Raw genomic sequence first — 21,449 nt, 5'->3', positions numbered from 1 at the left:
ATGAATCCCAGAGTTTTAGAACTATTAAAGAGTCCCAAAAATATACAGTCAGAAGATCTAGCTCTTTTGAAAGAAGAAATACATGCTTTTCCCTATGTTCAGAACATCAGGGCGCTTCATTTGTTTGGGGTACATCTTTACGATAAAGAAAACTATCAGAAAGAACTTTCCACGACCGCCGCTTATACCACAGATAAGAAACTTCTTTACCAGCTGATCAACGGTAAAATCCAACGTGAACCGAAACCGGAAACTGTAGAAGATAGATATGCTTCTAAAATTCTGGAAAAACCAGTAAAATATTCTTATAAAGAGAAAACATTCCCGATAAAAAGAGACGAGTCTCCCGAAAAAAGGGAAAACAAATATGAAGAGGCAACAGGTATGATTCCGCCTGCAAAGGAAGTTAAGCATATTCATGTTAATGGGGAAAGAAACAGAATTCTATTTGAAGGAGAAGAAAACTTCCTGGACGAAGTGCATTCTGAAATAATAGATCTTGAATCTACGCTGGAATCAGGAGTAATAGTTACGCAAAAAACTGAACCGGTAACAGAACATCTTAACGAAAAAATTATAACCGAGCCGGCCGCAAATAAAAACGATCAGCCTGAAAACTCAGAAGCCGGAGTAGAATTCACTCCTGAATTAATTGTTGAGGAAAATAAAATTGACAGCCCCTCAGAAGAGCTGAAAATACAGACAGATGATGCACTAAGCTTCCATGAAGTAGAAACTCTGACACCGGAAACAGAGCCATCAGCTGAACAGACTGAGACAAATGAAGCTATTGAAGAGCCCGTGACTGCTGAAACAGCGCCGGACCCGGAAATTACAAATGAAGATGCCCATGTAAATGAGCCTCATGCTGAGATCAGTTTCCACGGGATGGATGAATTTCTGCCGGATGTTAAAATCCAAGGAAACACAGATAACGAAGCTGTAACTGCTGAAATTCCTAAGCCGAATGTAAATAAGCATGAGGAAGAAATGAGACGCCTTATTGAAGAAGTAGAGAAAAAAATGAAAGAAGTACAGGCGGTATCAAAGGTTGAAAATGAAGAGCCGGAAACTGCTGATCATGAGATCAGTTTTGCTGAAACGCAGAGCTTTCATTTCTGGTCCACAGAAAAAGAAGAACCAAAAGCCGAAGAACCTGCTACGCAACTAAAAGAAGATATAATCGAACAGCCAATTCAGCATGAAGAGCCTGTAGAGATTCGGGAAAAAGTAGAAGAAATTGAAACTGCGGTAGAACAAGCTTTTGTGTGGAAGCCTATGAGTCTTGAGTCCAATCTGCCCGATTCCATGATCAGCCATGCCAGTGCACTTCCTGCGGCTAAGGCAGAAACCCCAAAAGAGGAGAAAATCCCGGTAATAGAAGATAAACAAGAAAGAATTGTTCCACAAACGGTTGAAGAACCTCAAAAAGATTCTGAAACAGTCTCAGATGAAAAACTTTCTGTTGCTGAAGAAGAAATACCTGAAATTGTAGAAGAGAAAAATGAAGAAGTTGAAAATTCAGAAGCAATGATCGAAACAAAAATGCCAAAAGAAGAAGCACCAGTTATGAATGTATCTTTCTTTGGGACCGATATTTCGAGTCTGGCAGTAGAAAAAGCAGCAAAAGAAGAAGAGCCTGTTCATCAGGGCAAAGCAGAGGGCCAAACACAGGCCGACAGCAATGTGCCTGGATTTATCAATACATGGCAGAGCTGGCTTAAGATCGGCAGAACAGAAGAGGAGGTTTCTCAAAAGGAAAAAACTCCGGTTCAGGAAAAGGTAATTGAAGCTTTCATTGAAAATAATCCTAAAATAAGTCAGTTAAGAGACGAGAGTACTTACGTTGTCAAAGAAAAGAATGATGACATTTCTCATTTGATGACAGAGACACTTGCCAACCTTTATTTCGAGCAGAAACTCTATACGAAAGCCATCAAGGCATTTGAAATTCTGATCAATAAAAACCCGGAAAAAAAGGAATATTTCCAATCTAAAATCAAGGAAATAAAAGATTTCAGAAGTAAAAGCTAAATAGGCTTAAAAAAGATACTAAAAAGGCTGATCACAGAAAAGTGTCAAGCCTTATTTTTTTATATACTATCAGTGGCGTTTTTACTGCCACGCAGTTTCCGCAGGGCTTTCCGTCCAAAGATAATAACAAGAATAATCATGATAAGTGCAAAAACAGCAGCAATAATCGGTGCAGCCATCGCCAGTATAGACATGATTCCGGCTCCTGCAGTTTCAGTAGTTCCCACTACGGAATTTCCCAGGCCGCCCGTTGTCGCAGTAGAAGCTGCCCGGATTCCTGCGAAACCGGAACTGATCGTAGCAGCTGTTCCGCCCCCGGCAATTAATGCAAGTGCCCATTGTGGAAAAGTTCCAAGATCGGCAAACTGGCTGGCAAATAAAACAGAGCCCGCCACAGTAGCCAAAGGAACCGAGACCGTATCCAGCAGATGATCCACAAACGGAATATAATAGGTTAAAATTTCAGCGATTGTTGCAATTCCGGTAGTAATAAGTGCCGGAAGCCCCGAAAGCCATTCAAAATGCTCATTCATCGGGATCCAGTGAAAATAAGAGGCAAGACTTACCGCAAACATCGGCAGAAAAACTCTGAAGCCCGTAGCGGCTGCCAATCCTATACCAATGAAGGCACTGAGTATGTAGGAAAAATAGGGAACATGATCTAACATTTTAATTTTCAGATTTATTGTTTCCCCTAAAATTACAAAAACTATGCAAGGTTTTGTAAAAAATAAATACTTGTAGATTTTATAACAACAACTTTCCGGAATCATCTGTGAAAATCTGTGCCATCTGTAGCTAAACACACCTTCAGACTTTACAAGAGTTTACACAAGATGATTGCATTGGGAAATTACTACACTGTTATATTGCTATATCATTGAGGCTTCTTCTGCATATGACAAAGCTTGATGAACTGCTCTTCCACTTCCTGAAACTTAGCAGGCATTTCTGGGGAAACCCAAAACATCATAGCCAATGTTTTTTCTCCGAAAGCCTCTTTAAACAGATTCTTGTTCAGACGATAACACTCCCGCAAAAGTCTTTTTACCCGATTCCTGTATACAGCCTTTTTGAAATATCTTTTAGAAACAGATACCCCGAACTTATGGCTTTCCACCTCCAGATTGGGCCTGTCCTTCAGAATGATGACCCTCAGATTTCCGCAGCTTCTCCATTTACCTTTGTCAAAAAGTAAAGCAATCTCAGTATTTTTTTTGAGCTTTTCTTCCCTGGAGTATTTAAAGTTCTGCATTAATCTTGTTTCACTAGATAATTAATCACCTCAGCTGCTGCATACAATCCGAAGATGGCAGGGATATAGCTGATAGTGCCATAGAAAGACCTTTTGTAATTGGCTCCGTCCGTCATTTTCAAACTTTCTTCCTGCTGAAGCTCATTCGAGAATACACATCTGAAACCCTTATTGATCTTTTCCTTTTTAAGTCTTTTTCTGATCTGTCTGGCAAGAAAACAGTTCTGTGTTTTGCTGATATCTCTTACCATTACTTTGCTGGGATCTGTTTTTCCACCGGCTCCCATAGAGCTGATCAGTTTTATTTTTCTTCTTTTGGCTGCTTTTATTAAGCATAGTTTTGGAGTAACACTGTCGATACAGTCCAAAATATAGTTAAACTTATCAGAATCAATGACTTCATCCATTCTTTCCGGATTCAGGAATTCATTGATCTTGATTAAATTAATTTTCGGATTGATGTCAAGAAGCCTTTCAGCAACAACCTCCACTTTATGTTTCCCCACTGTAGAATGCAATGCCGGAAGCTGTCTGTTGACGTTGGTGATGTCCACCGTATCGCCGTCTACAATAGTCATATTCCCTACACCCGCTCTGGCTAAAAATTCTGCGGCAAAAGAGCCCACGCCTCCTAAGCCTATTACCAGTACATTTGCTTTATTAAGTTTCTCCAGCCCTTCTTCTTTGATCAGGAGCTCTGTTCTCTCCAGCCAATACTTATCCATTCTTTATCGTGTCTAAATTTTCTACAATATGTTCATTCAGTTTTTCGAGAGAAATACCCTTTAATTCCGAAACTTTTGAATATAACTCCTCTATGTTAAAATCTTCATTATCAGTTTCTAAAAACAATCTGTCTAAAGGAGTGTTTCTTACAATATCCTGCAAAGATAGATGATACAAAACAGCTTTTCCAAAACTCAAATAAAAATTATTTTTCAGAAGGTCTTCCGCTATCCGTTGCTTTTTATTAAAACCGTGAATGATAACCGCCTGTTCAGCCTTCTTTTTAAAAGAAATGACCTCATAAAACTTTCTTACACAGTGAATAATCAGAGGTTTTTTCACCTCGTTTGAAATAATAATCTGTCTCTGGAAAACCTTCTCCTGGATATTCTGGGGTATCGGTACAATAGAGTCCAGTCCGCATTCACCGATAGCCAGACAGTTTTCTGAAATATTGGATTCCAGCCAGCTGAACTGTTCCTTCATAGAATCTACAACAATATCTTTAGGATGTATACCTATAGAATAAGGGGAATCCGGAGGAACTGTCCCAAAATCTATATTGTAGATCCCATTCAGGTTATTCTTCTTATGATGGTGAAAATCAAAAAAATCCATTCACAAAAGTACAACTATCCAGAATTAATTTAAAATTATTAAACGAACGTTTATAATTTTGTTAAAAATTTCTTAACTTTACTCAAAGTGCACTTCATGAGAAAAAAATTTACAGAAAAACAGATCCATATTTTGGACATTGCCGAAGAGCTTATCGCCAAAAAGGGATATGAAGGAACCTCTGTAAGGGATATCTGTTCCAAGGCCAACATTAATGTGGCCATGATTTCCTATTACTTCGGTTCCAAAGAAAAAATGATGTCCTATCTCTATCAATACCGCGTATTGAAGACCAGAGAGAATTTTTCAGAATTTGCAGATACCATTAAGGATGGCAAACCCGAAATGCAGCTCAGGGAGATCATTAAGTACATTGTTTCGCAACTATTCAAATACAATTATTTCCACGGGTTTGTGACACAGGAGCTCAGACATACCGAAAACTTAAAAGATGAGCTATTGGATTTCTATCAGCTGTTTGTGAAAAAGCTGGATGATGTTATCAAAAAAGGGGTTGCGTCAGGCGTGTTTACTTTCACACCAAAGCCTGAAGATATTCTTACCATGATCATTGGGTCTACATTATTTGTCATCAGGAACAAAAATTTCTATGAGCTGTATGTGCCGAGTAAAAATGAAGAGGCTTATACCAAAGAAGCAGAAAAAAAAGTAAGAATGAATCTTTTAGTCAGTGTTTTTGCTATTTTAGGATATGCCGCGGATTAAAATAGGTGCACACTTAAAATGCGTTAAATGATTATAAATATAAGAATCTATTAGCGGGAAAAATATACTTTGCATATTAATTAGATCGGAAAACACACCGAATATTTTTAACAAATTAAAATAATTAATATGGAAAAATTAGATCTTGCTAAAAAATACAAAACGTATTTTACAGCTAAAGCTCAGCCACAGCTAGTACAGATTGAAAAAGCATCTTTTATTTCAATTTGCGGCAAAGGAGATCCTTCCGGAGAACCTTTTAAAAAAAACATTGAAGCATTGTATTCCATTGCTTATACCTTAAAATTCACATATAAAGAAAAAAATGAAGATTTTGTGGTGTCAAAGTTAGAAGGACTTTGGTGGTTCGATGAAAAAAAATATGCAGGAAAAACGATTGATAGCAGTCCGGTTGAAGTTCCCAGAAGCGAATGGGAGTACCGCTTAATGATTCGTATGCCTGAATTTGTTAAGCCTGAAGATCTCGTAAACGCAATAGACAAAGTATCCGGTGAAAAGAAAATACAAAAAGCCACGGCTGTTGAATGGTTCACATTAGAGGAAGGACGTTCAGTTCAGATAATGCATTTGGGGCCGTTTTCTACGGAGCCTGAATCTTTGAAAAAAATCAGTGTTTTTATGGATAATAACCGTCTTTCCAGGAATGGTTTACACCACGAAATTTACCTCTCTGATTTTAGGAAAACAGCCCCTGAAAAGTTAAGGACGATTTTAAGAGAACCGGTAAAATAGCCTAAAATGTGTTTGGATATTTTATTGCAATTGATAATTCAGCATCTATTGTAAACTAAAATACGTTAAATATTCATAAAAAAAAATCTATTGACAAAAAAGTTATATTTTTGCAAATTAGTAAATCGGCTGTATCATCCGAAAACTGTTGAATTTTTTATATGAAAAAATATATTTTAGGTCTTTTTGCAGTGGCAGTGATTTCCTCATGCGTAAGCCAGCAGGAAAAAGCAATGAAGAGTGCTGACAAGAATTTTATCTTAAAGGCAGCTAATGATAACTTTGCCAAAAAGAAGTGGAAGAATGCATTGGCACTATATGACAGGCTTACTAACCTCGTAGCAGGAACAGATGATTTTCCTAATGTAGGTTTTAATACTGCTTATGCGAATTATTATGACAAAAGCTATAAGCTGGCGGGGCATCAGTTTAAAAACTTTGCGGTCAACTTCCCTAAAGATCCAAGAGCAGAAGAAGCAGCGTATATGTCTGCATTATGCTACTACGAAGGTTCTATGGATTATAACCTGGACCAGTCCACTACAGAAACCGCAATCAATGAGCTTCAGGATTTCCTGACCAATTATCCAAACTCTGAAAGATCTAAAAATATCAGTCAGCTGATTGACGAGCTGTCTTATAAATTAGAATTCAAGGCATATGAAAATGCCAGACAGTACTTCAAAATGGGTGAGTACAAAGCTGCTAACGTTGCTTTTGAAAACGTCCTGGAAGATTTTCCAAGTACCAAGCTTCGTCCGAAGATTTATGATTATATCATGAAATCACGCTATGAGCTGGCTTTAAAGTCTGTATATGACCTTAAAGATGAGCGTATAGAAAGTGCCCTTGCTTATACAAAGCTGGTAGAAAAAGAGCTTCCGAATACGGAATATTCTAAAACAGCAGTAGACCTTAGAGCGAAACTGACAAAAGAAAAAGAAAACTTTGCTGTTGTTAAAAAACAGACAGAAGCAAGAATTGCAGCATTAACGGCAAGACAGAAAAAGGAGGCTGATAAAATGGCAGAAAAAACTAAAGCTGAGCAGCAGATTAAAGATCAGATCAGCAATGAAAAGAAGGCAATGCAGATCCAGAGGGATAGTGCAGCACTTCAGACCCCTCCTCCGGCGGCCACTTTCAAAATCCAAAGATAATTCGTAAATTTGCCATCTTATTAATAAAATAAATTTCTCAAAATGAGCGTAAAAGATACAAAAGCAGAAGTAAATACTATTACTTACGATAAAGACAAGATTGAAGATAAAGTAGGTTCAATCTATGAAGCTATTGTTATCATGGGAAAGAGAGCAGAGCAGATCAACGCAGAAATCCGTACAGAACTTCACAATAAACTGGACGAATTTGCGGTGCACAATTCTACATTGGAAGAAGTTTTCGAAAACAGAGAGCAGATTGAAATCTCTAAACATTATGAAAAACTTCCTAAGCCTACTTCTATTGCTATCGAAGAATGGCTGAATGAAGATATCTATTTCAGAAAGACAGAAGACAGAAAATAATTATTTGTGTTTTTTATATATGAAGGTCATAAAGGAATTCAGTTCTTTTATGACCTTTGTCTGTTTATACCTGTCTTTGTGCGAAAAAATAAGTAATTTAGTATTTCAAAAATTAAAACTAAATGAGTGTTTCCGGTAAAAAGATACTTATCGCTGTTTCTGGGGGAATTGCGGCCTATAAAATTCATTTCCTGATCAGGGATTTTGTAAAAAAAGGAGCCGAAGTTCAGATGATAATGACGTCCGATGCAGAGCAGTTTGTAACGAAATTAAGTCTTTCAACCCTTTCCAGAAAACCTGTATATTCAGATTTTTATGGCAATAACGGTACCTGGAACAGCCATGTGGAGATGGCCTTATGGGCAGATGTAATGATCGTAGCTCCATGTACGGCTAATACCTTGGCTAAAATGGTTCACGGTATGTGTGACAACCTCGTGATTGCTACCTATATGTCAGCAAAATGCCCTGTATTTATTGCTCCGGCAATGGACCTTGATATGTATGCGCATCCTTCCACCAAACAGAATATTGAACTGGCAGAAGATTACGGTCACATCATTATCCCCGCTGAAACCGGTGAACTGGCCAGCGGATTGGTAGGGCAGGGAAGAATGGCAGAACCTGAGACTATTTTTAAAACTGTTGAAAACTTTTTTAACTCCGTAAATCACGCCAAAAGCTTAGAAGGAAAAACAGTGCTGATCACAGCCGGGCCAACCTACGAAGCTCTTGATCCCGTAAGATTTATCGGTAACCATTCCTCAGGCAAAATGGGCTTTTCCCTTGCTGAAGAAGCCTCAAAAAGAGGCGCAAAAGTTATTTTGATATCAGGACCCAGCTCACAGAAGACAGAAGATAAAAATATCCAGCTTCATAAAGTAACCTCTGCCAAAGAAATGCTGAATAAAGTGTTTGAATTTTATGACCGCGTGGATATTGGTATTGCCAGTGCCGCCGTAGCAGACTATGCCCCAAAAGAGGTTGCGAAAGAGAAAATAAAAAAAAATGATGATAATTTAACCATTGAACTGGTTAAAAATCCTGATATTCTTAAAACAATGGGTGAAAAGAAAACCCATCAGTTTTTGGTAGGTTTTGCCTTGGAAACCCAGAATGAAGAAGAAAATGCCAAAGGGAAACTCGAAAAGAAAAATCTTGATATGATCGTGCTGAACTCCCTCCGTGATGAAGGTGCAGGCTTTAAAAACGACACCAATAAAATTAAGATATTTACCAAAACAGGAAAAAAAGAATTTGATCTCAAATCAAAAGATGAAGTCGCTGCAGATATTCTGGATTTTGTTGAGGCTCAACTTTTAAAATAATTTTAATAAATTTCCGTTCTCAATTTTTAATAGATAATGAAAAAAATCATAAGCCTATTTTTGCTGCTTTTTATATATAATCTGAGTTTTTCCCAGGAATTGCTTGCGACCGTACAGATCAACTCCCAGCAACTGGGAGGAAGTAACCAGCAGGCCTATAAAGCCTTGGAGAAAAGTCTTAGAGACTTCATCAATAATACCAGCTGGACGGGGAAAAAACTTCAGAATTTCGAAAAGATCAAATGTAATTTTGCAGTTGTTATTGCTGAAAGAGACGGAAACCGTTTCAAGGGAAGCATTGTGATTCAGGCTGTGCGCCCCGTATTCAGTACCAGCTATGAGTCTCCGCTGATTAACCTTCAGGACCAGAGATTTGCCTTTGAATATATTGAAAACGAAAATCTTGTATTCAATGAAAGACAGTTCTCAGGAAAAAACCTTATTGATGTGATCAGCTTTTATGTGTACGTCATTTTAGGTTATGACGCAGACAGCTTCCAGTCTATGGGCGGAACACCATGGTTTGCAAAAGCCCAGCAGATTGCCCAGAACTCTCAGAACAGAAACTATGAAGGCTGGAATGTCATCAATGAGCCAAGAAGCCGTACCATCCTCATCAATGAAATTATCAACCCGAACTGGAATCAATTGCGTTCCACAATGTATACCTATCACAGAGCAGGTTTGGATAATCTGTTCAATCAGGATCAGACCGCTGCGAAAAAAGTGATTTTTGACGCCCTTATGCAGCTGAAAAGGTATGAAAACTCTTTCCAGCAATCCTATTACTTCAATCTGTTTCTTGATAATAAAAGTGATGAGATCTTCAATATTTTCAATTCAGGAAATAATGGAGGACTTGTTATGAATGATCTTAAACAGCTTATGATGATCTTCACACCTAAATATTCGGAGAATAAGTGGAGTAAGTGGAAATAAAGATCCTTCGTTTTAAGTTTTTGAATACTTAATTCTATATTTGCATTACTTAAAGTAATCAGCTATTATCCATGCTTTCGAGAATTTATATTAAAAATTTTGCCTTGATTGATACTCTTGAAGTATCATTGCATAACGGTTTACAGGTCATCACCGGTGAGACCGGAGCAGGAAAATCTATTATTTTAGGTGCCTTAAGGCTTATCCTGGGCGAAAGGGCAGACGTAAAATCTATTTCCAAATCAGAAGAGAAAAGTATTGTAGAAACTGAATTTGATTTAAATAACCAGTTCAAAAAATTCTTTATTGAAAATGATCTCGATTATGAGCATCAGACCATCATCCGAAGGGAAATTCTTCCTTCCGGAAAATCCAGAGCATTTATCAATGATGTACCGGTAACCCTTGATGTACTTAAAGAATTATCTTCAAAACTGATTGATATCCACTCGCAGTTTGAAACCTCAAACCTTTTTACCTCAGAATACCAGTTTAAAATTATTGACGGCCTTTCTGAAAATAAAAAAGCGATTGAAGAATATCAGAATGAATTTTCAGATTTTCAGAGTTTAAAAATACAGCTTAAAAAATTTCAGGCCCAGCTTTCTGAAAACAGGAAAGAAAGCGATTATAAAGAATTTCTCTTAAACGAACTGGAGGAACTGAAACTGGACGATATAGACTATGAAGACCTTCAGAACCAGCTTTCCATCCAGGAGAATGCCGAAATGATCTCTGAAAACCTGGTCCAGATTCTTTCAAGGTTTCACCAGGAAGAAGTCGGGATCCTTTCTTTCTTCAACGAAGCTAAAAATAAACTATCAAAAATATCAGAAGTTTCAAGTAGTTTTTCAGAACTTGATGAAAGACTGGAAACTTCTTTTGTGGAGCTAAAAGATATTATTTCCGAACTTGAAAATGAATCGGAAAGAATAGAAATCAATCCAGCCAATCTTGCTATCCTTGTTGATCTTAATAATAAAATCAATGCCCAGTTTCTAAAGCATAGCGTTTCTGATATCAATGAATTGAAAGAACTCAGAGACCAGCTTGCAGGAGAACAGAAAGGTGCTTCAGAACTTGAAGATAAAATTTTGGAAATTGAAGAAAGTATTTCCAAAAAAGAAAAAACACTTCAGTCTCTGGCCGAAAAACTTTCAAAAAACAGAAAAAAATCTATTCCTGTCTTTGTCAAAAAAGCAGAAGGTCTTCTTAAAAAATTAGGACTTGAAAAAGCCCGAGTTGACATTGAGCTTCAGGATACCCCTGAATTTAATGCATTCGGGAAAGAAAATATACAGTTGCTGTTTCAAGCTAACTCAGGCTTCCCTTTAAAACCAATTCAGACGGCTATTTCCGGTGGTGAAAGATCGAGGGTCATGCTTGCAGTGAAGAAAATCATTGCCGAAAGCGACGAGCTTCCAACCCTGATTCTGGATGAAATAGATACGGGAGTTTCCGGGAAAGTAGCAGAAGAGATTGGAAACCTGATGCGGGAAATGGCCACAGACATGCAGCTTATTGTTATTTCTCACCTTGCACAAGTTGCAGCCAAAGGAAATAATAACTACAAAGTGGTTAAACGTGATATTTCCGGTAAAACACAATCCACCATCATTCCTCTGGATGACGAGGAAAAGCTGAACGAGATTGCCCAGCTTCTTTCCGGGAGCAAAATTACTGAGGCCGCACTGGCACAGGCTAAAGAACTTATTGGCTAAAATTGTAACATATTTTACATTATACTGACTAATGTAAAAAAACTAAATATGTTTCTAAAGTTCCTCAGGCTCGAAATCAAGAGCTTTTTCCGTGGTACTTCTGTAGGGGTGAATCTTGCCATGAAGATCCTTCGTTTTATAGGAATCCTCTACTTTATGGCGTGCCTGGCAGGAGGTGCTTTTGCCGCATTCTTCTATGTGCGGGACGAAATGCACCAAGATCCTTTAAAAGCGATTTCAAAACTTGTAGTGGTTGCCTGGGCACTGGACCTCATTCTGAAATACATCTGGCAGGAAATGTCTACCCAGAATATTAAACCGTTTCTGACCCAGAATATTCCCAAGAATACACTGGTCAATTATATGCTTGTGAAAACCTTTCTTTCGGCATTAAGCTGGCTGAATTCTTTATTCTTTATTACATTTTCCCTTATTGCACTGTTCAATGGATACAGTGTGACGGGTATTTTGGCCTGGTTAATCGGGATTTCTTTTTTGTTTTACCTTAATAATTTCATTAATATTCTCTTTAATGATAAGGAAATAGTAGCAATTATCATAGGGCTTCTATTTGCTGCAGTGGCCGGGCTTGGATATTATAATATAGTCCCTGTGCTTTCTTACTCAGAGAGATTTGTTTACGGTTTCTACAAGAATCCTTATATGATTGTAATTCCGGTTATGCTGTTTTTCAGTCTTTGGAAAATATGCTTTAATTACGTCCGGAAAGAATTTTATTTGGATCAGGGGCTTGAAGCTAAAAAACAGTTCGGGAAAACGGAAAATATTGCTTTTCTAAACAAATATGGCGTTATCGGAACCTTTATCAATAATGATATTAAAATGCTGAGACGGAATAAAGTCACCAAAGGAATTCTGATCGGAAGTTTTTTCTTTCTTTTTTACGGATTGCTGATGTATACCTCTGTGATTTATAAGACGCCTGCCATGATGATGTTTATGGGACTGTTTGTAACAGGAGGCTTTCAGTTTCTCTTCGGGCAGCGGGTTCCTGCATTCGACAGTTCTTACTATCCATTGATGATGACACTGAATGTTCCTTACAAAGAATATCTCAAAGCAAAATGGTGGCTGATCAATATTGTGACGGCAGCTTCAATCATTGTTGCATTATTTTATGCTTATTTCGGTTGGGAAGTTTATATCACATTTTTGGCAGCAGGACTTTATAATATCGGAGTGAATTCCCAGCTTACCCTTTGGTCCGGGGCATTTAATAAAACCCAAATTGATCTGAATTCAAAAGAAAAAAGGATAGGACAGAAAAACAGCTTTAATCTGAAATCCATGCTCTTATTAATTCCGAAAATGCTGCTTCCAATGGGTGTCTTTGCCCTTTCAAAATATTTCTTTGGAATTACGGCCGGAGTTGTAAGCATCGCGGTTTTTGGACTTGCAGGATTCTTCCTCAGAGAAAAAATATTCGATATCATCGTCAAACAATATAAACGCGAAAAATACAGTACACTGGACGCATTTAAAAACAAAGATTAACTATGATTACTATCAATAATTTATCCAAGACTTACGGAACTGCCACAGTTCTTAATATTGAGCATCTTGAAATCCCTAACGGTGAAACATTTGGGCTTGTAGGAAACAATGGCGCCGGAAAAACCACTCTTTTCAGTCTTATGCTTGATCTGATTCAGCCTACTACAGGCTTCGTAAGCATCGAAGATATCAAGGTGAATGAATCTGAAGTCTGGAAAAACAAAGTTTCTGCTTTCGTGGATGATACTTTCCTGATTGGCTATCTGACACCGGAAGAATATTTTTATTTCATCGGAGAATTGAGAGGGCAGAATAAAGCCTCCATTGATGAGTTTTTAAAGCCATTTCACGATTTTTTCAATGGTGAGATTCTTAATTCAGGAAAATATGTCCGTGATCTGTCAAAAGGAAATCAGAAAAAAGTAGGAATAGTAGGAGCTGTCATCGGAAATCCGGAGATCATTATCCTTGATGAACCTTTTGCGAACCTGGATCCTTCCACCCAGATCAAACTGAAAAATCTGATCAAAGAACTTTCAAAGCAGGATGGTGTAACTTTTCTGATCTCGAGCCATGATCTTTCACATACCACAGAAGTCTGTAACAGAATCGTTGTTGTGAATAAAGGACAGCTTGTAAAAGATATAAAGACCAATCCGGAAACGTTAAAGGATCTTGAACAGTATTTTGCAGATCAGGTTTCAGTGCCTTCAGCAGTTAGTTTATAATAAAAGGGCCGAGAAAATTTTCCCGGCCATTCCATCAATTATCTTAAATAGGATCTTCCTCTATCGGAATTGCACACATATCTACATGCACCATGCACAACCCCTGGCAAGGATTGTCCGTGGGATTACTGCAGCATGCATAATAACCATTGTACTGAACAAGATACCAGTTCGTAGGACAGCGCGGAATAACCGCACCTCCAAATACCTGTTTCAGGCTTTCTCTGCTGAATTTTTTTAAATTTTTCATAAGATTAGTTTTTATATTATATCACTAATATATGAAATTATATAATTGAAGTAGATTTAAAATTTTGAATATCAGTATTTTATACAAATTAAAAGCCTCAGGATTCCTGAGGCTTTTCTACATTTAATCTATAATTCTAAAAATTTATTTCAGGCTTCCCACCATATCTTCCGGCTTCACCCATTCGTCAAACTGCTCAGCCGTTAAAAAGCCAAGGTTTACAGCTTCTTCTTTTAGAGTAGTGCCGTTTTTATGGGCTGTTTTTGCAATTTTTGCTGCATTTTCGTAACCGATGTGGGTATTTAAAGCAGTAACAAGCATCAATGATTTGTCTACCAGTTCTTTAATTCTCTCATGGTTGGGTTCAATACCTTCAGCACAATGATCATTGAATGAGATACATGCATCTGCAATCAATTGGGCAGACTGAAGGAAATTATAGGCCATAACAGGTTTGAAAACATTAAGTTCATAATTCCCCTGCGTTCCTGCAAACGAAATCGTAGTATCGTTTCCAAGAACCTGGGCACAAACCATAGTCATTGCCTCGTTTTGCGTAGGATTTACTTTCCCCGGCATAATAGAAGATCCCGGCTCATTTTCCGGAATATGAATTTCCCCGATTCCTGAACGTGGTCCTGACGCTAATAACCTGATATCCTGGGCAATCTTGAATAAAGAAACAGCCAGTTGTTTTAATGCTCCGTGAGATTCCACAATCGCATCATGAGCGGCCAGTGCTTCAAATTTATTTTCAGCCGTAACAAAAGGATGGTTCGTAAATTTCGCGATATATTCAGCTACTTTTACATCATAACCGTTTGGAGTGTTAAGCCCTGTACCTACTGCGGTGCCGCCCAAAGCAAGTTCAGAAAGGTGGGGAAGTGTATTTTTTAAAGCTCTTAATCCAAATTCAAGCTGAGCTCTGTATCCTGAAAATTCCTGTCCCAGAGTAAGTGGAGTAGCATCCATAAGATGCGTTCTGCCGATTTTTACAATATCTTTAAAAGCTTCTGCTTTTGCAGCAAGTGTATTCTTTAATTTTTCAACAGCAGGAATGGTTACTTCCACCACTTTCTTATAAGCGGCAATATGCATGGCTGTAGGATAAGTGTCATTGGAAGACTGTGATTTATTCACATCATCATTCGGATGAATTTCAGATTTGTCGCCTAAAGTTCCTCCATTGTTAACATGAGCCCTGTTTGAAACCACTTCATTAACGTTCATATTGGATTGCGTTCCCGAGCCTGTCTGCCAGATCACCAATGGAAACTGATCATTCAGCTTTCCTTCCAGGATTTCGTCGCATACCTTAGTAATCATCTCTCTTTTCTCTGCAGAAAGAACGCCAAGATCAGTATTAGTGTAAGCTGCTGCTTTCTTTAAATAAGCAAAAGCTTCAATGATTTCGTTGGGCATAGAACCTTCAGGTCCGATCTTAAAATTATTTCTTGAACGTTCAGTCTGTGCTCCCCAAAACTTATCTGCAGGCACCTGAACCTCTCCCATAGTATCCTTTTCGATTCTGTAATTCATTGTGATTGAAATTTTTATAAAGTTAATTATAAACGCAGAATCACGCAATTTATAATCATTATAAATATCAATACAGATGACTGATTTTACTCATGCTTTTTTGAGGATGCCGTATTTTTGCACAAACAAAAATTGAATGGATTTTAGATATCAGGATCCGTATCCGATCCAGAAAGACGATACGGTGTATAAAAAGCTTACATCAGATTACGTAAAGGTTGAAAAATTAGGAGAAAGAGAGATTTTGACCATTGATCCTAAGGGTCTTGAACTTCTGGCTGAAGAAGCAATGGCAGATGTTTCTTTTATGCTTCGCTCTTCACATCTTGAAAGTCTGAGAAGAATCATCGACGATCCGGAGGCTACTGATAACGACAGATTCGTTGCCTATAACCTGTTGCAGAATGCTGCGGTTGCCGTTGAAGGAGCTCTTCCTTCATGCCAGGATACAGGTACGGCTATTGTAATGGGGAAAAAAGGAGAAAATGTTTATACAGGGGTTGATGACGGTGAATATTTAAGCAAAGGAATTTACAATACTTATCAGAAAAGAAACCTGAGATATTCCCAGGTAGTCCCTTTGACGATGTTTGACGAAAAAAATTCAGGGTCAAATCTTCCTGCACAGATTGATATCTATGCTAAAAAAGGAGATTACTACGAATTTTTATTTTTAACGAAAGGAGGAGGTTCTGCCAACAAAACATTCCTTTATCAAAAAACCAAATCATTGCTGAACGAAAAATCTCTTGAAGAATTCGTTAAAGAAAGAATTTCAGATCTGGGTACAGCGGCATGCCCGCCTTATCACCTGGCGCTGGTTATTGGGGGAACTTCTGCTGAAGCGAATCTGGCTGCCGTGAAAAAAGCATCTGCAAAATATTACGATCATCTTCCGACAGAAGGAAACGAAGCAGGACAGGCCTTCAGAGACCTTGAATGGGAAGCTAAAGTTCAGAAAATCTGTCAGGAAAGTGCTATCGGAGCGCAGTTCGGAGGAAAGTACCTTACCCATGATGTAAGAGTAATCAGACTTCCTCGTCATGCTGCTTCTTGTCCGGTCGGAATGGGTGTTTCATGTTCAGCAGACAGAAATATCAAAGGAAAAATTACAAAAGAGGGTATCTTCCTTGAACAGCTTGAACAGGATCCGAAAAGATTTTTACCGGATACGCCTCCACACCTGGAAGAGGCTGTTGAGATTAACTTAAATAAACCAATGCCGGAAATTCTTGCCGAACTGTCCAAATACCCGATCAAAACAAGATTAAAATTGAACGGAACGTTAATTGTAGCAAGAGATATTGCCCACGCAAAGATCAAAGAGATCATCGACAGCGGAAAACCGATGCCGGAATATTTCAAAAATCATCCGATCTATTATGCAGGACCGGCAAAAACTCCGGAAGGAATGGCTTCAGGAAGCTTCGGGCCTACAACAGCAGGAAGAATGGATGTATACGTTGATGAGTTCCAGAGTCACGGCGGAAGTATGATCATGCTGGCCAAAGGGAACAGAAGTAAAGATGTTACCAATGCCTGTGGTAAATATGGAGGTTTTTATCTGGGATCCATCGGAGGACCTGCCGCCATCCTTGCCAAAGACAATATTGTGTCTGTAGATATTGTGGATTTCCCTGAATTAGGGATGGAAGCCGTAAGAAAAATTGAAGTAAAAGATTTCCCGGCATTCATCATTACTGACGATAAAGGCAATGATTTCTTCGCGGATCTTGCCCATTAATTAGTTTAAAATCAAAATAAATTATAAAATAGGGCTTGTATCTTTTGTGTACAAAACAAAAAAGTCCTATTTTTGCCTAAAATCTTAGAGAATGATAACTATTTTATCAGCATTTTGGCCGTTTTACCAGTTCCTATGGACTGTATTCTTTATAATTATGTTCTTAGTAGGATTCTGGTGTATCTTCATGTTCTTCGGATTGGTAATCCCAATGTGGTTAACTGAAGGTCTGAAAGAATATTTCGGAAAAGTAAAACCTTTCGACCCTGAAGAGATCAGAAGAAAACAGGTAAATGAGCAGGAAGGTGTAGAAGTGATCTTTAGCAACCCTAAAGGGAACGGACCCTTCATCCACGATCACGGACATCATCATTAATTGATTGTCATTGCTTTTTCACCTGAATTCTGAAAAAGTAATATCAAAGCAAAACAACATATATAAACCGCTTAATTTTTTAGGCGGTTTTTTTATTACCCGTTTCTCAGCTTTTCCGGGGAAACTCCGAATTTTTTCTTAAATGCACGGGTAAAATTCTGGACATACTCATAACCACATTCAATAGCGATTTCCTTAATCATAATGTCTTTGTCGATGATCATTTTCTTTGCCTTAAGCATTCTCAGTTCCGAAATATAATCCGTCACGGTCATATCATACTGATGTTTAAATTCTTTCCTGATCTTATTCTGGCTGATACCCGTCAGCTTTCCGATGTCTTCTGCTCTTATATTTTTGTGATAATTCTCATCGATGAACTTTTTGACGGTAAAAGAAATGCCAGGCTCTTCCCGGGTATTGTTTTTTTCATTGAATTGCTCAAAAATAAGGATGAGGAGTTTAATAATCTTTGCCTCGACAAATAACCTCTGCATCATTCCTTTCTTTGAATAGCTGATCAGCTCATTTAAAATCATGTGCATTTCCACAGTCATGTAGGGAGGAGTTTTCTTGTGGAGAAAAATATAATTGTTCCGGATCATATTTTCCAGAATTTCCGCATTTTCTCTGCTCGATTCGGGATCAATAAGGTTAAAGATATGCTGGTAATTGATCTGTATCTGGAAATATTTTATAGTTTCCTGGCTTTCTGTCCAAAGTTCGGCTGTGCTTTCCTGAGAAGAATAGTGGAGAATATACTGGTTTTTTCTGAACATGAATTTTGTTTCACAGTCATTCGCTTCTAATCTGATATTGGGGCTTAGCAGAAAGAGAAGACTGAAGCTCGCCTTACTCTCAATCATATGTAATCTTGAAAACTTCTTAGGCTGATGCTCTTCCTGCATGATCATTTTGATATGGTCGGAAGTGAAAAGCAATCCGTTTCTGGAGGAATTCTTCATACACAATGATTTAGGGATGTATAATTTTTTGAAACAAAGCCTAACATCGGATAACAAAAAGTTTGGAAATGATAACTCAGGGTTAAGAATGAAAGGTAATTTTGCACAAAATTAAATTAAATTTAGAATAATTAAAAATAATATTAAATATGTTTCAAAATTTACATTTTGCGATGCGTAAAATAGGAGCCGGTTTAGCATTGCTGACCATCGCAGGAAGTTATCTATATGCCCAACAATGGGAAGATGTAGGAAGTGCAGCGGGAGTTTCAGCAGCTGGAAGCAGTTATAATAACCTGGCCGTAGACCAGACAGGGAATTATTATCTTTCTTATTATGACACTTCTGTCGCTAAAGGCTCTGTACAGAAATTCAATGGAACTTCATGGTCATATGTAGGAGGATCTCCAGGAATTACTGAAGGAACGGCAACATTTAACTCCCTGTCATTAGACGGTTCCGGGAATGTTTTTTATACCAGTCAGATTGGTTATCCGGGTTCAGGAATTGCAGCACAGCAGTTTAACGGAACTTCATGGTCATCGCTTCCCAACGTTACAACATCAGCAGCTAACTATCATGCTTCTGCAGTTTCTCCATCTAACATACTTTTTACATTTGGAGGTCAGAATTCAGGAACAGTACAGCGTTATATAAACGGAGCCTGGGAACAGGTAGGAAATACAGGATTTTCCAATGGGGCTACATTTGCAGAAATGGTTATAGGATCTGATCAAAAAGTATACACCTGCAGTATATCCGGAGGTGTAAGGGTGTATCAGAATAATACTTCAGCAGTGGCTACGGATGCATGGAGCCTGGTTGGAGGAAGTATTGTAGATGCCGCTTCTTCTTCAGAACAGTATACCTCAGATATTGCTATAGATGGAAATAATAATCTGTATGTAGCTTATGTTTCCAGTTCGGCTAACGGGCAGAAACTGAACGTTAAGAAATTTGAAGGAAATGCATGGGTACAGCTTGGACAGGTTAATTTTTCCGGTGGGAAGGTACAGCACGTAGCTATAGCGGTGACCCAGTCCGGACAGCCGTATGTAGTTGCCAGCCGTTTTGAAAATGATGATCTGTTAAGAAATACAGTGTATAAATTTGATGCTGCTATCCAAAATTGGGTGACTTTAGGCGGGAATTTTATTTCTGACGGACAGGCAAAATATAACGACCTGGCCATAGACAGAGCAAATAATTATTTGGTGCTGGCTTACACGGAAGATGTTACTAAAGTGAAAAGAATTCCGTTAGACGGTGTTCCGCCTGGCTGTACCAATACAAACCCGGGCAGCAATGCCGGAGATACGGGCTGTGTTACTTTTACTTACCGTGGACAGCAGGTTACCTATGCAACTGTAAGAGGTGGTGACGGAAATATATGGCTGCAGCAAAACCTGGGAAGCTCTCAGATTGCCTCTGCCATGGGTGACGAGAGTTCCTATGGAGACCTTTTCCAATGGGGAAGATGGGATGACGGACATCAGCTTAGAAATTCAGCAACAGCGGCTCCGGTATCTCCCAATTCACCGGACGGATTAGCTGGTTTGAGTGCTTTTATCATTGGTTCACCTTCATGGTGGGGAACCTTTGAGGCTACCGATAAATGGACTGCTTCAGATCCTGCAAATGTATCCAAGCATGTAGGGGCAGATCCTTGCCGGGCTGTAGGAACAGGCTGGAAAATACCATCGCAGGCAGAATGGACAGGTATTGTGAATGCAGAAAATATTGCCAATCCCGGCACAGCTTACAACAGTCACCTGAAACTTCCTGCATCCGGTTACAGAAGTTCTTCCAGCGGGGCACTTACGTTTGCAGGACAGAGAGGGTATTTCTGGAGTTCGGATACATCAAATTCAGGGGGAAAATACTTATATATAGGTTCTACCATTGCCAATCCTTCTTCAGGGGCGATGAGGGGGCAGGGTTCTGCGGTAAGATGTATAAAAACGGCTTCTGCTCTTGGAACATCTGATATCATAAGAAATACTGAAACAGTGGGAATGTATCCTAACCCTACCAATGGAATCCTTAATATCAAAGCAGATTCACTGATTGAAAGTGTAAATGTGACCAATATGACAGGGCAAAGACTTAATAATGTACAGCTTGTTAATAATCAAATCCATATGAACGGACTTCCGGATGGAATTTATATCGTGGAATTAAAATTAAAGAACGGCCAGGTTTTTTCTAAGAAAATTATTAAAAACTAGGTCCTGTTCCGTTTGGTTGATCAGCAAAGCCCTTTTTTAGCAAAGCCTTTTGTTTTATGTTTAATAGGAATTATGTATTATAGGGGGGATAACTTTTTTATTTAGTTTTAAGGACTCATGCAACCATGGGTCTTTCATTTTTGATAGGATAATTAATAATGTATTTATTGCAATTAGAAATGAAGGGGAAGTAATATAATAATACGTCAAGATCTGTCGCTTTACATTAATAGATTTGCATTAGCAAGAAAAGAAAACACTGGCAAGTGATATGATCTATATTAAATCTCAGCAAGGAGACTTGCACATGTGTTAAAAAAAGTTAATTTTACATTTTTAATTATAAAACTAAATACACAATCAGATGAAGAAAATTTACTCTGGTGCATGTATTCTATGCACGATTCTTGGACTTTCTGCCCAGGAAGTATTATGGCAGAAAGACATCAAATCCTCTACACAGGATTTTCTAAGCCAGGTG

20 protein-coding genes are annotated in these 21,449 nt (G+C 38.3%); 13 read left to right on the top strand and 7 right to left on the bottom strand.

The genetic code is table 11. From position 1 onward, the window contains the following. Entirely contained in the window at positions 1–2,034 is a 2,034-nt protein-coding gene (locus ACTJIV_RS00100; protein WP_440624871.1) for a hypothetical protein, read from the top strand. Positions 2,035–2,093: 59 nt separating this feature from the next. On the opposite strand, the gene ACTJIV_RS00095 is transcribed toward ACTJIV_RS00100, so the two are convergent. The 4 genes from ACTJIV_RS00095 to ACTJIV_RS00080 form a co-directional block, all read right to left on the bottom strand. Next, positions 2,094–2,702: a DUF4126 domain-containing protein gene (locus ACTJIV_RS00095; protein ID WP_336378086.1), complete on the bottom strand. Its 609-nt coding sequence runs from the start codon at positions 2,700–2,702 to the stop codon at positions 2,094–2,096. Between the two features lie 209 nt (positions 2,703–2,911). Further along, positions 2,912–3,289 (bottom strand): ribonuclease P protein component, encoded by a 378-nt coding sequence (gene rnpA / locus ACTJIV_RS00090; protein ID WP_223557777.1) that lies wholly within the window; start codon positions 3,287–3,289, stop codon positions 2,912–2,914. Further along, positions 3,289–4,014 carry a tRNA threonylcarbamoyladenosine dehydratase gene (locus tag ACTJIV_RS00085; RefSeq protein WP_111953655.1) on the bottom strand — a complete coding sequence of 242 codons (726 nt, stop codon included), beginning with the start codon at positions 4,012–4,014 and terminating at the stop codon, positions 3,289–3,291. The genes rnpA and ACTJIV_RS00085 overlap by 1 nt, the downstream gene beginning before the upstream one ends. Continuing rightward, a complete protein-coding gene (locus ACTJIV_RS00080) occupies positions 4,007–4,633 on the bottom strand; it encodes a TatD family hydrolase (protein WP_111953653.1) in 627 nt (208 codons plus the stop codon). The genes ACTJIV_RS00085 and ACTJIV_RS00080 overlap by 8 nt, the downstream gene beginning before the upstream one ends. 96 nt (positions 4,634–4,729) lie before the next feature. Between ACTJIV_RS00080 and ACTJIV_RS00075 the strand changes: the two genes are divergently transcribed. The 9 genes from ACTJIV_RS00075 (at position 4,730) to ACTJIV_RS00035 (ending at position 13,866) form a co-directional block, all read left to right on the top strand. Then, on the top strand, positions 4,730–5,359 hold the full coding sequence (locus ACTJIV_RS00075) for a TetR/AcrR family transcriptional regulator (protein ID WP_073328854.1): 630 nt from the start codon (positions 4,730–4,732) through the stop codon (positions 5,357–5,359). A 129-nt stretch (positions 5,360–5,488) separates the two neighbouring features. Beyond that, positions 5,489–6,112 (top strand): GyrI-like domain-containing protein, encoded by a 624-nt coding sequence (locus ACTJIV_RS00070; protein ID WP_440624868.1) that lies wholly within the window; start codon positions 5,489–5,491, stop codon positions 6,110–6,112. Between the two features lie 161 nt (positions 6,113–6,273). Beyond that, the gene (locus ACTJIV_RS00065) at positions 6,274–7,269 is read left to right on the top strand and encodes an outer membrane protein assembly factor BamD (RefSeq protein WP_111953649.1); all 996 of its coding nucleotides are present in this window, start codon (positions 6,274–6,276) and stop codon (positions 7,267–7,269) included. A gap of 42 nt (positions 7,270–7,311) precedes the next feature. Continuing rightward, positions 7,312–7,635, top strand: a complete 324-nt coding sequence (locus tag ACTJIV_RS00060) for a DNA-directed RNA polymerase subunit omega (RefSeq protein WP_027372958.1) — start codon at positions 7,312–7,314, stop codon at positions 7,633–7,635. A gap of 122 nt (positions 7,636–7,757) precedes the next feature. Then, entirely contained in the window at positions 7,758–8,963 is a 1,206-nt protein-coding gene (gene coaBC / locus ACTJIV_RS00055) for a bifunctional phosphopantothenoylcysteine decarboxylase/phosphopantothenate--cysteine ligase CoaBC (RefSeq protein WP_440624864.1), read from the top strand. 36 nt (positions 8,964–8,999) lie between these two features. Beyond that, positions 9,000–9,902: a DUF4835 family protein gene (locus ACTJIV_RS00050; RefSeq protein ID WP_111953645.1), complete on the top strand. Its 903-nt coding sequence runs from the start codon at positions 9,000–9,002 to the stop codon at positions 9,900–9,902. 71 nt (positions 9,903–9,973) lie between these two features. Further along, positions 9,974–11,623, top strand: a complete 1,650-nt coding sequence (locus ACTJIV_RS00045) for a DNA repair protein RecN (protein ID WP_111953643.1) — start codon at positions 9,974–9,976, stop codon at positions 11,621–11,623. Between the two features lie 48 nt (positions 11,624–11,671). Further along, positions 11,672–13,138: a DUF5687 family protein gene (locus tag ACTJIV_RS00040; RefSeq protein WP_440624862.1), complete on the top strand. Its 1,467-nt coding sequence runs from the start codon at positions 11,672–11,674 to the stop codon at positions 13,136–13,138. A 2-nt stretch (positions 13,139–13,140) separates the two neighbouring features. Next, entirely contained in the window at positions 13,141–13,866 is a 726-nt protein-coding gene (locus ACTJIV_RS00035; protein ID WP_440624860.1) for an ABC transporter ATP-binding protein, read from the top strand. 43 nt (positions 13,867–13,909) lie between these two features. Here the strand turns inward: ACTJIV_RS00035 and ACTJIV_RS00030 are convergent, their stop codons facing one another. Further along, complete coding sequence (locus ACTJIV_RS00030) at positions 13,910–14,116, bottom strand: bacteriocin-like protein (RefSeq protein ID WP_223557770.1); 207 nt, start codon at positions 14,114–14,116, stop codon at positions 13,910–13,912. 144 nt (positions 14,117–14,260) lie between these two features. Further along, on the bottom strand, positions 14,261–15,655 hold the full coding sequence (gene fumC, locus ACTJIV_RS00025; RefSeq protein WP_440624858.1) for a class II fumarate hydratase: 1,395 nt from the start codon (positions 15,653–15,655) through the stop codon (positions 14,261–14,263). A 136-nt stretch (positions 15,656–15,791) separates the two neighbouring features. On the opposite strand from fumC, the gene ACTJIV_RS00020 reads away from it, so the two are divergent. After that, complete coding sequence (locus tag ACTJIV_RS00020) at positions 15,792–17,399, top strand: fumarate hydratase (protein WP_111953633.1); 1,608 nt, start codon at positions 15,792–15,794, stop codon at positions 17,397–17,399. Positions 17,400–17,490: 91 nt separating this feature from the next. Next, a complete protein-coding gene (locus ACTJIV_RS00015) occupies positions 17,491–17,775 on the top strand; it encodes a hypothetical protein (protein ID WP_440624855.1) in 285 nt (94 codons plus the stop codon). Positions 17,776–17,870: 95 nt separating this feature from the next. Here the strand turns inward: ACTJIV_RS00015 and ACTJIV_RS00010 are convergent, their stop codons facing one another. Beyond that, complete coding sequence (locus tag ACTJIV_RS00010) at positions 17,871–18,740, bottom strand: helix-turn-helix transcriptional regulator (protein WP_440624853.1); 870 nt, start codon at positions 18,738–18,740, stop codon at positions 17,871–17,873. Between the two features lie 149 nt (positions 18,741–18,889). On the opposite strand from ACTJIV_RS00010, the gene ACTJIV_RS00005 reads away from it, so the two are divergent. Next, positions 18,890–20,968 carry a T9SS type A sorting domain-containing protein gene (locus tag ACTJIV_RS00005; protein ID WP_440624851.1) on the top strand — a complete coding sequence of 693 codons (2,079 nt, stop codon included), beginning with the start codon at positions 18,890–18,892 and terminating at the stop codon, positions 20,966–20,968. Positions 20,969–21,449: the final 481 nt, after the last annotated feature.

The sequence above is a fragment of the Chryseobacterium sp. 22532 genome, from assembly GCF_052044665.1.
GTDB classification, from domain to species: Bacteria; Bacteroidota; Bacteroidia; order Flavobacteriales; family Weeksellaceae; genus Chryseobacterium; species Chryseobacterium lathyri.
Note: the sequence above shows the minus strand (reverse complement) of the source record. Positions and strands in the feature narration are given on the sequence as shown.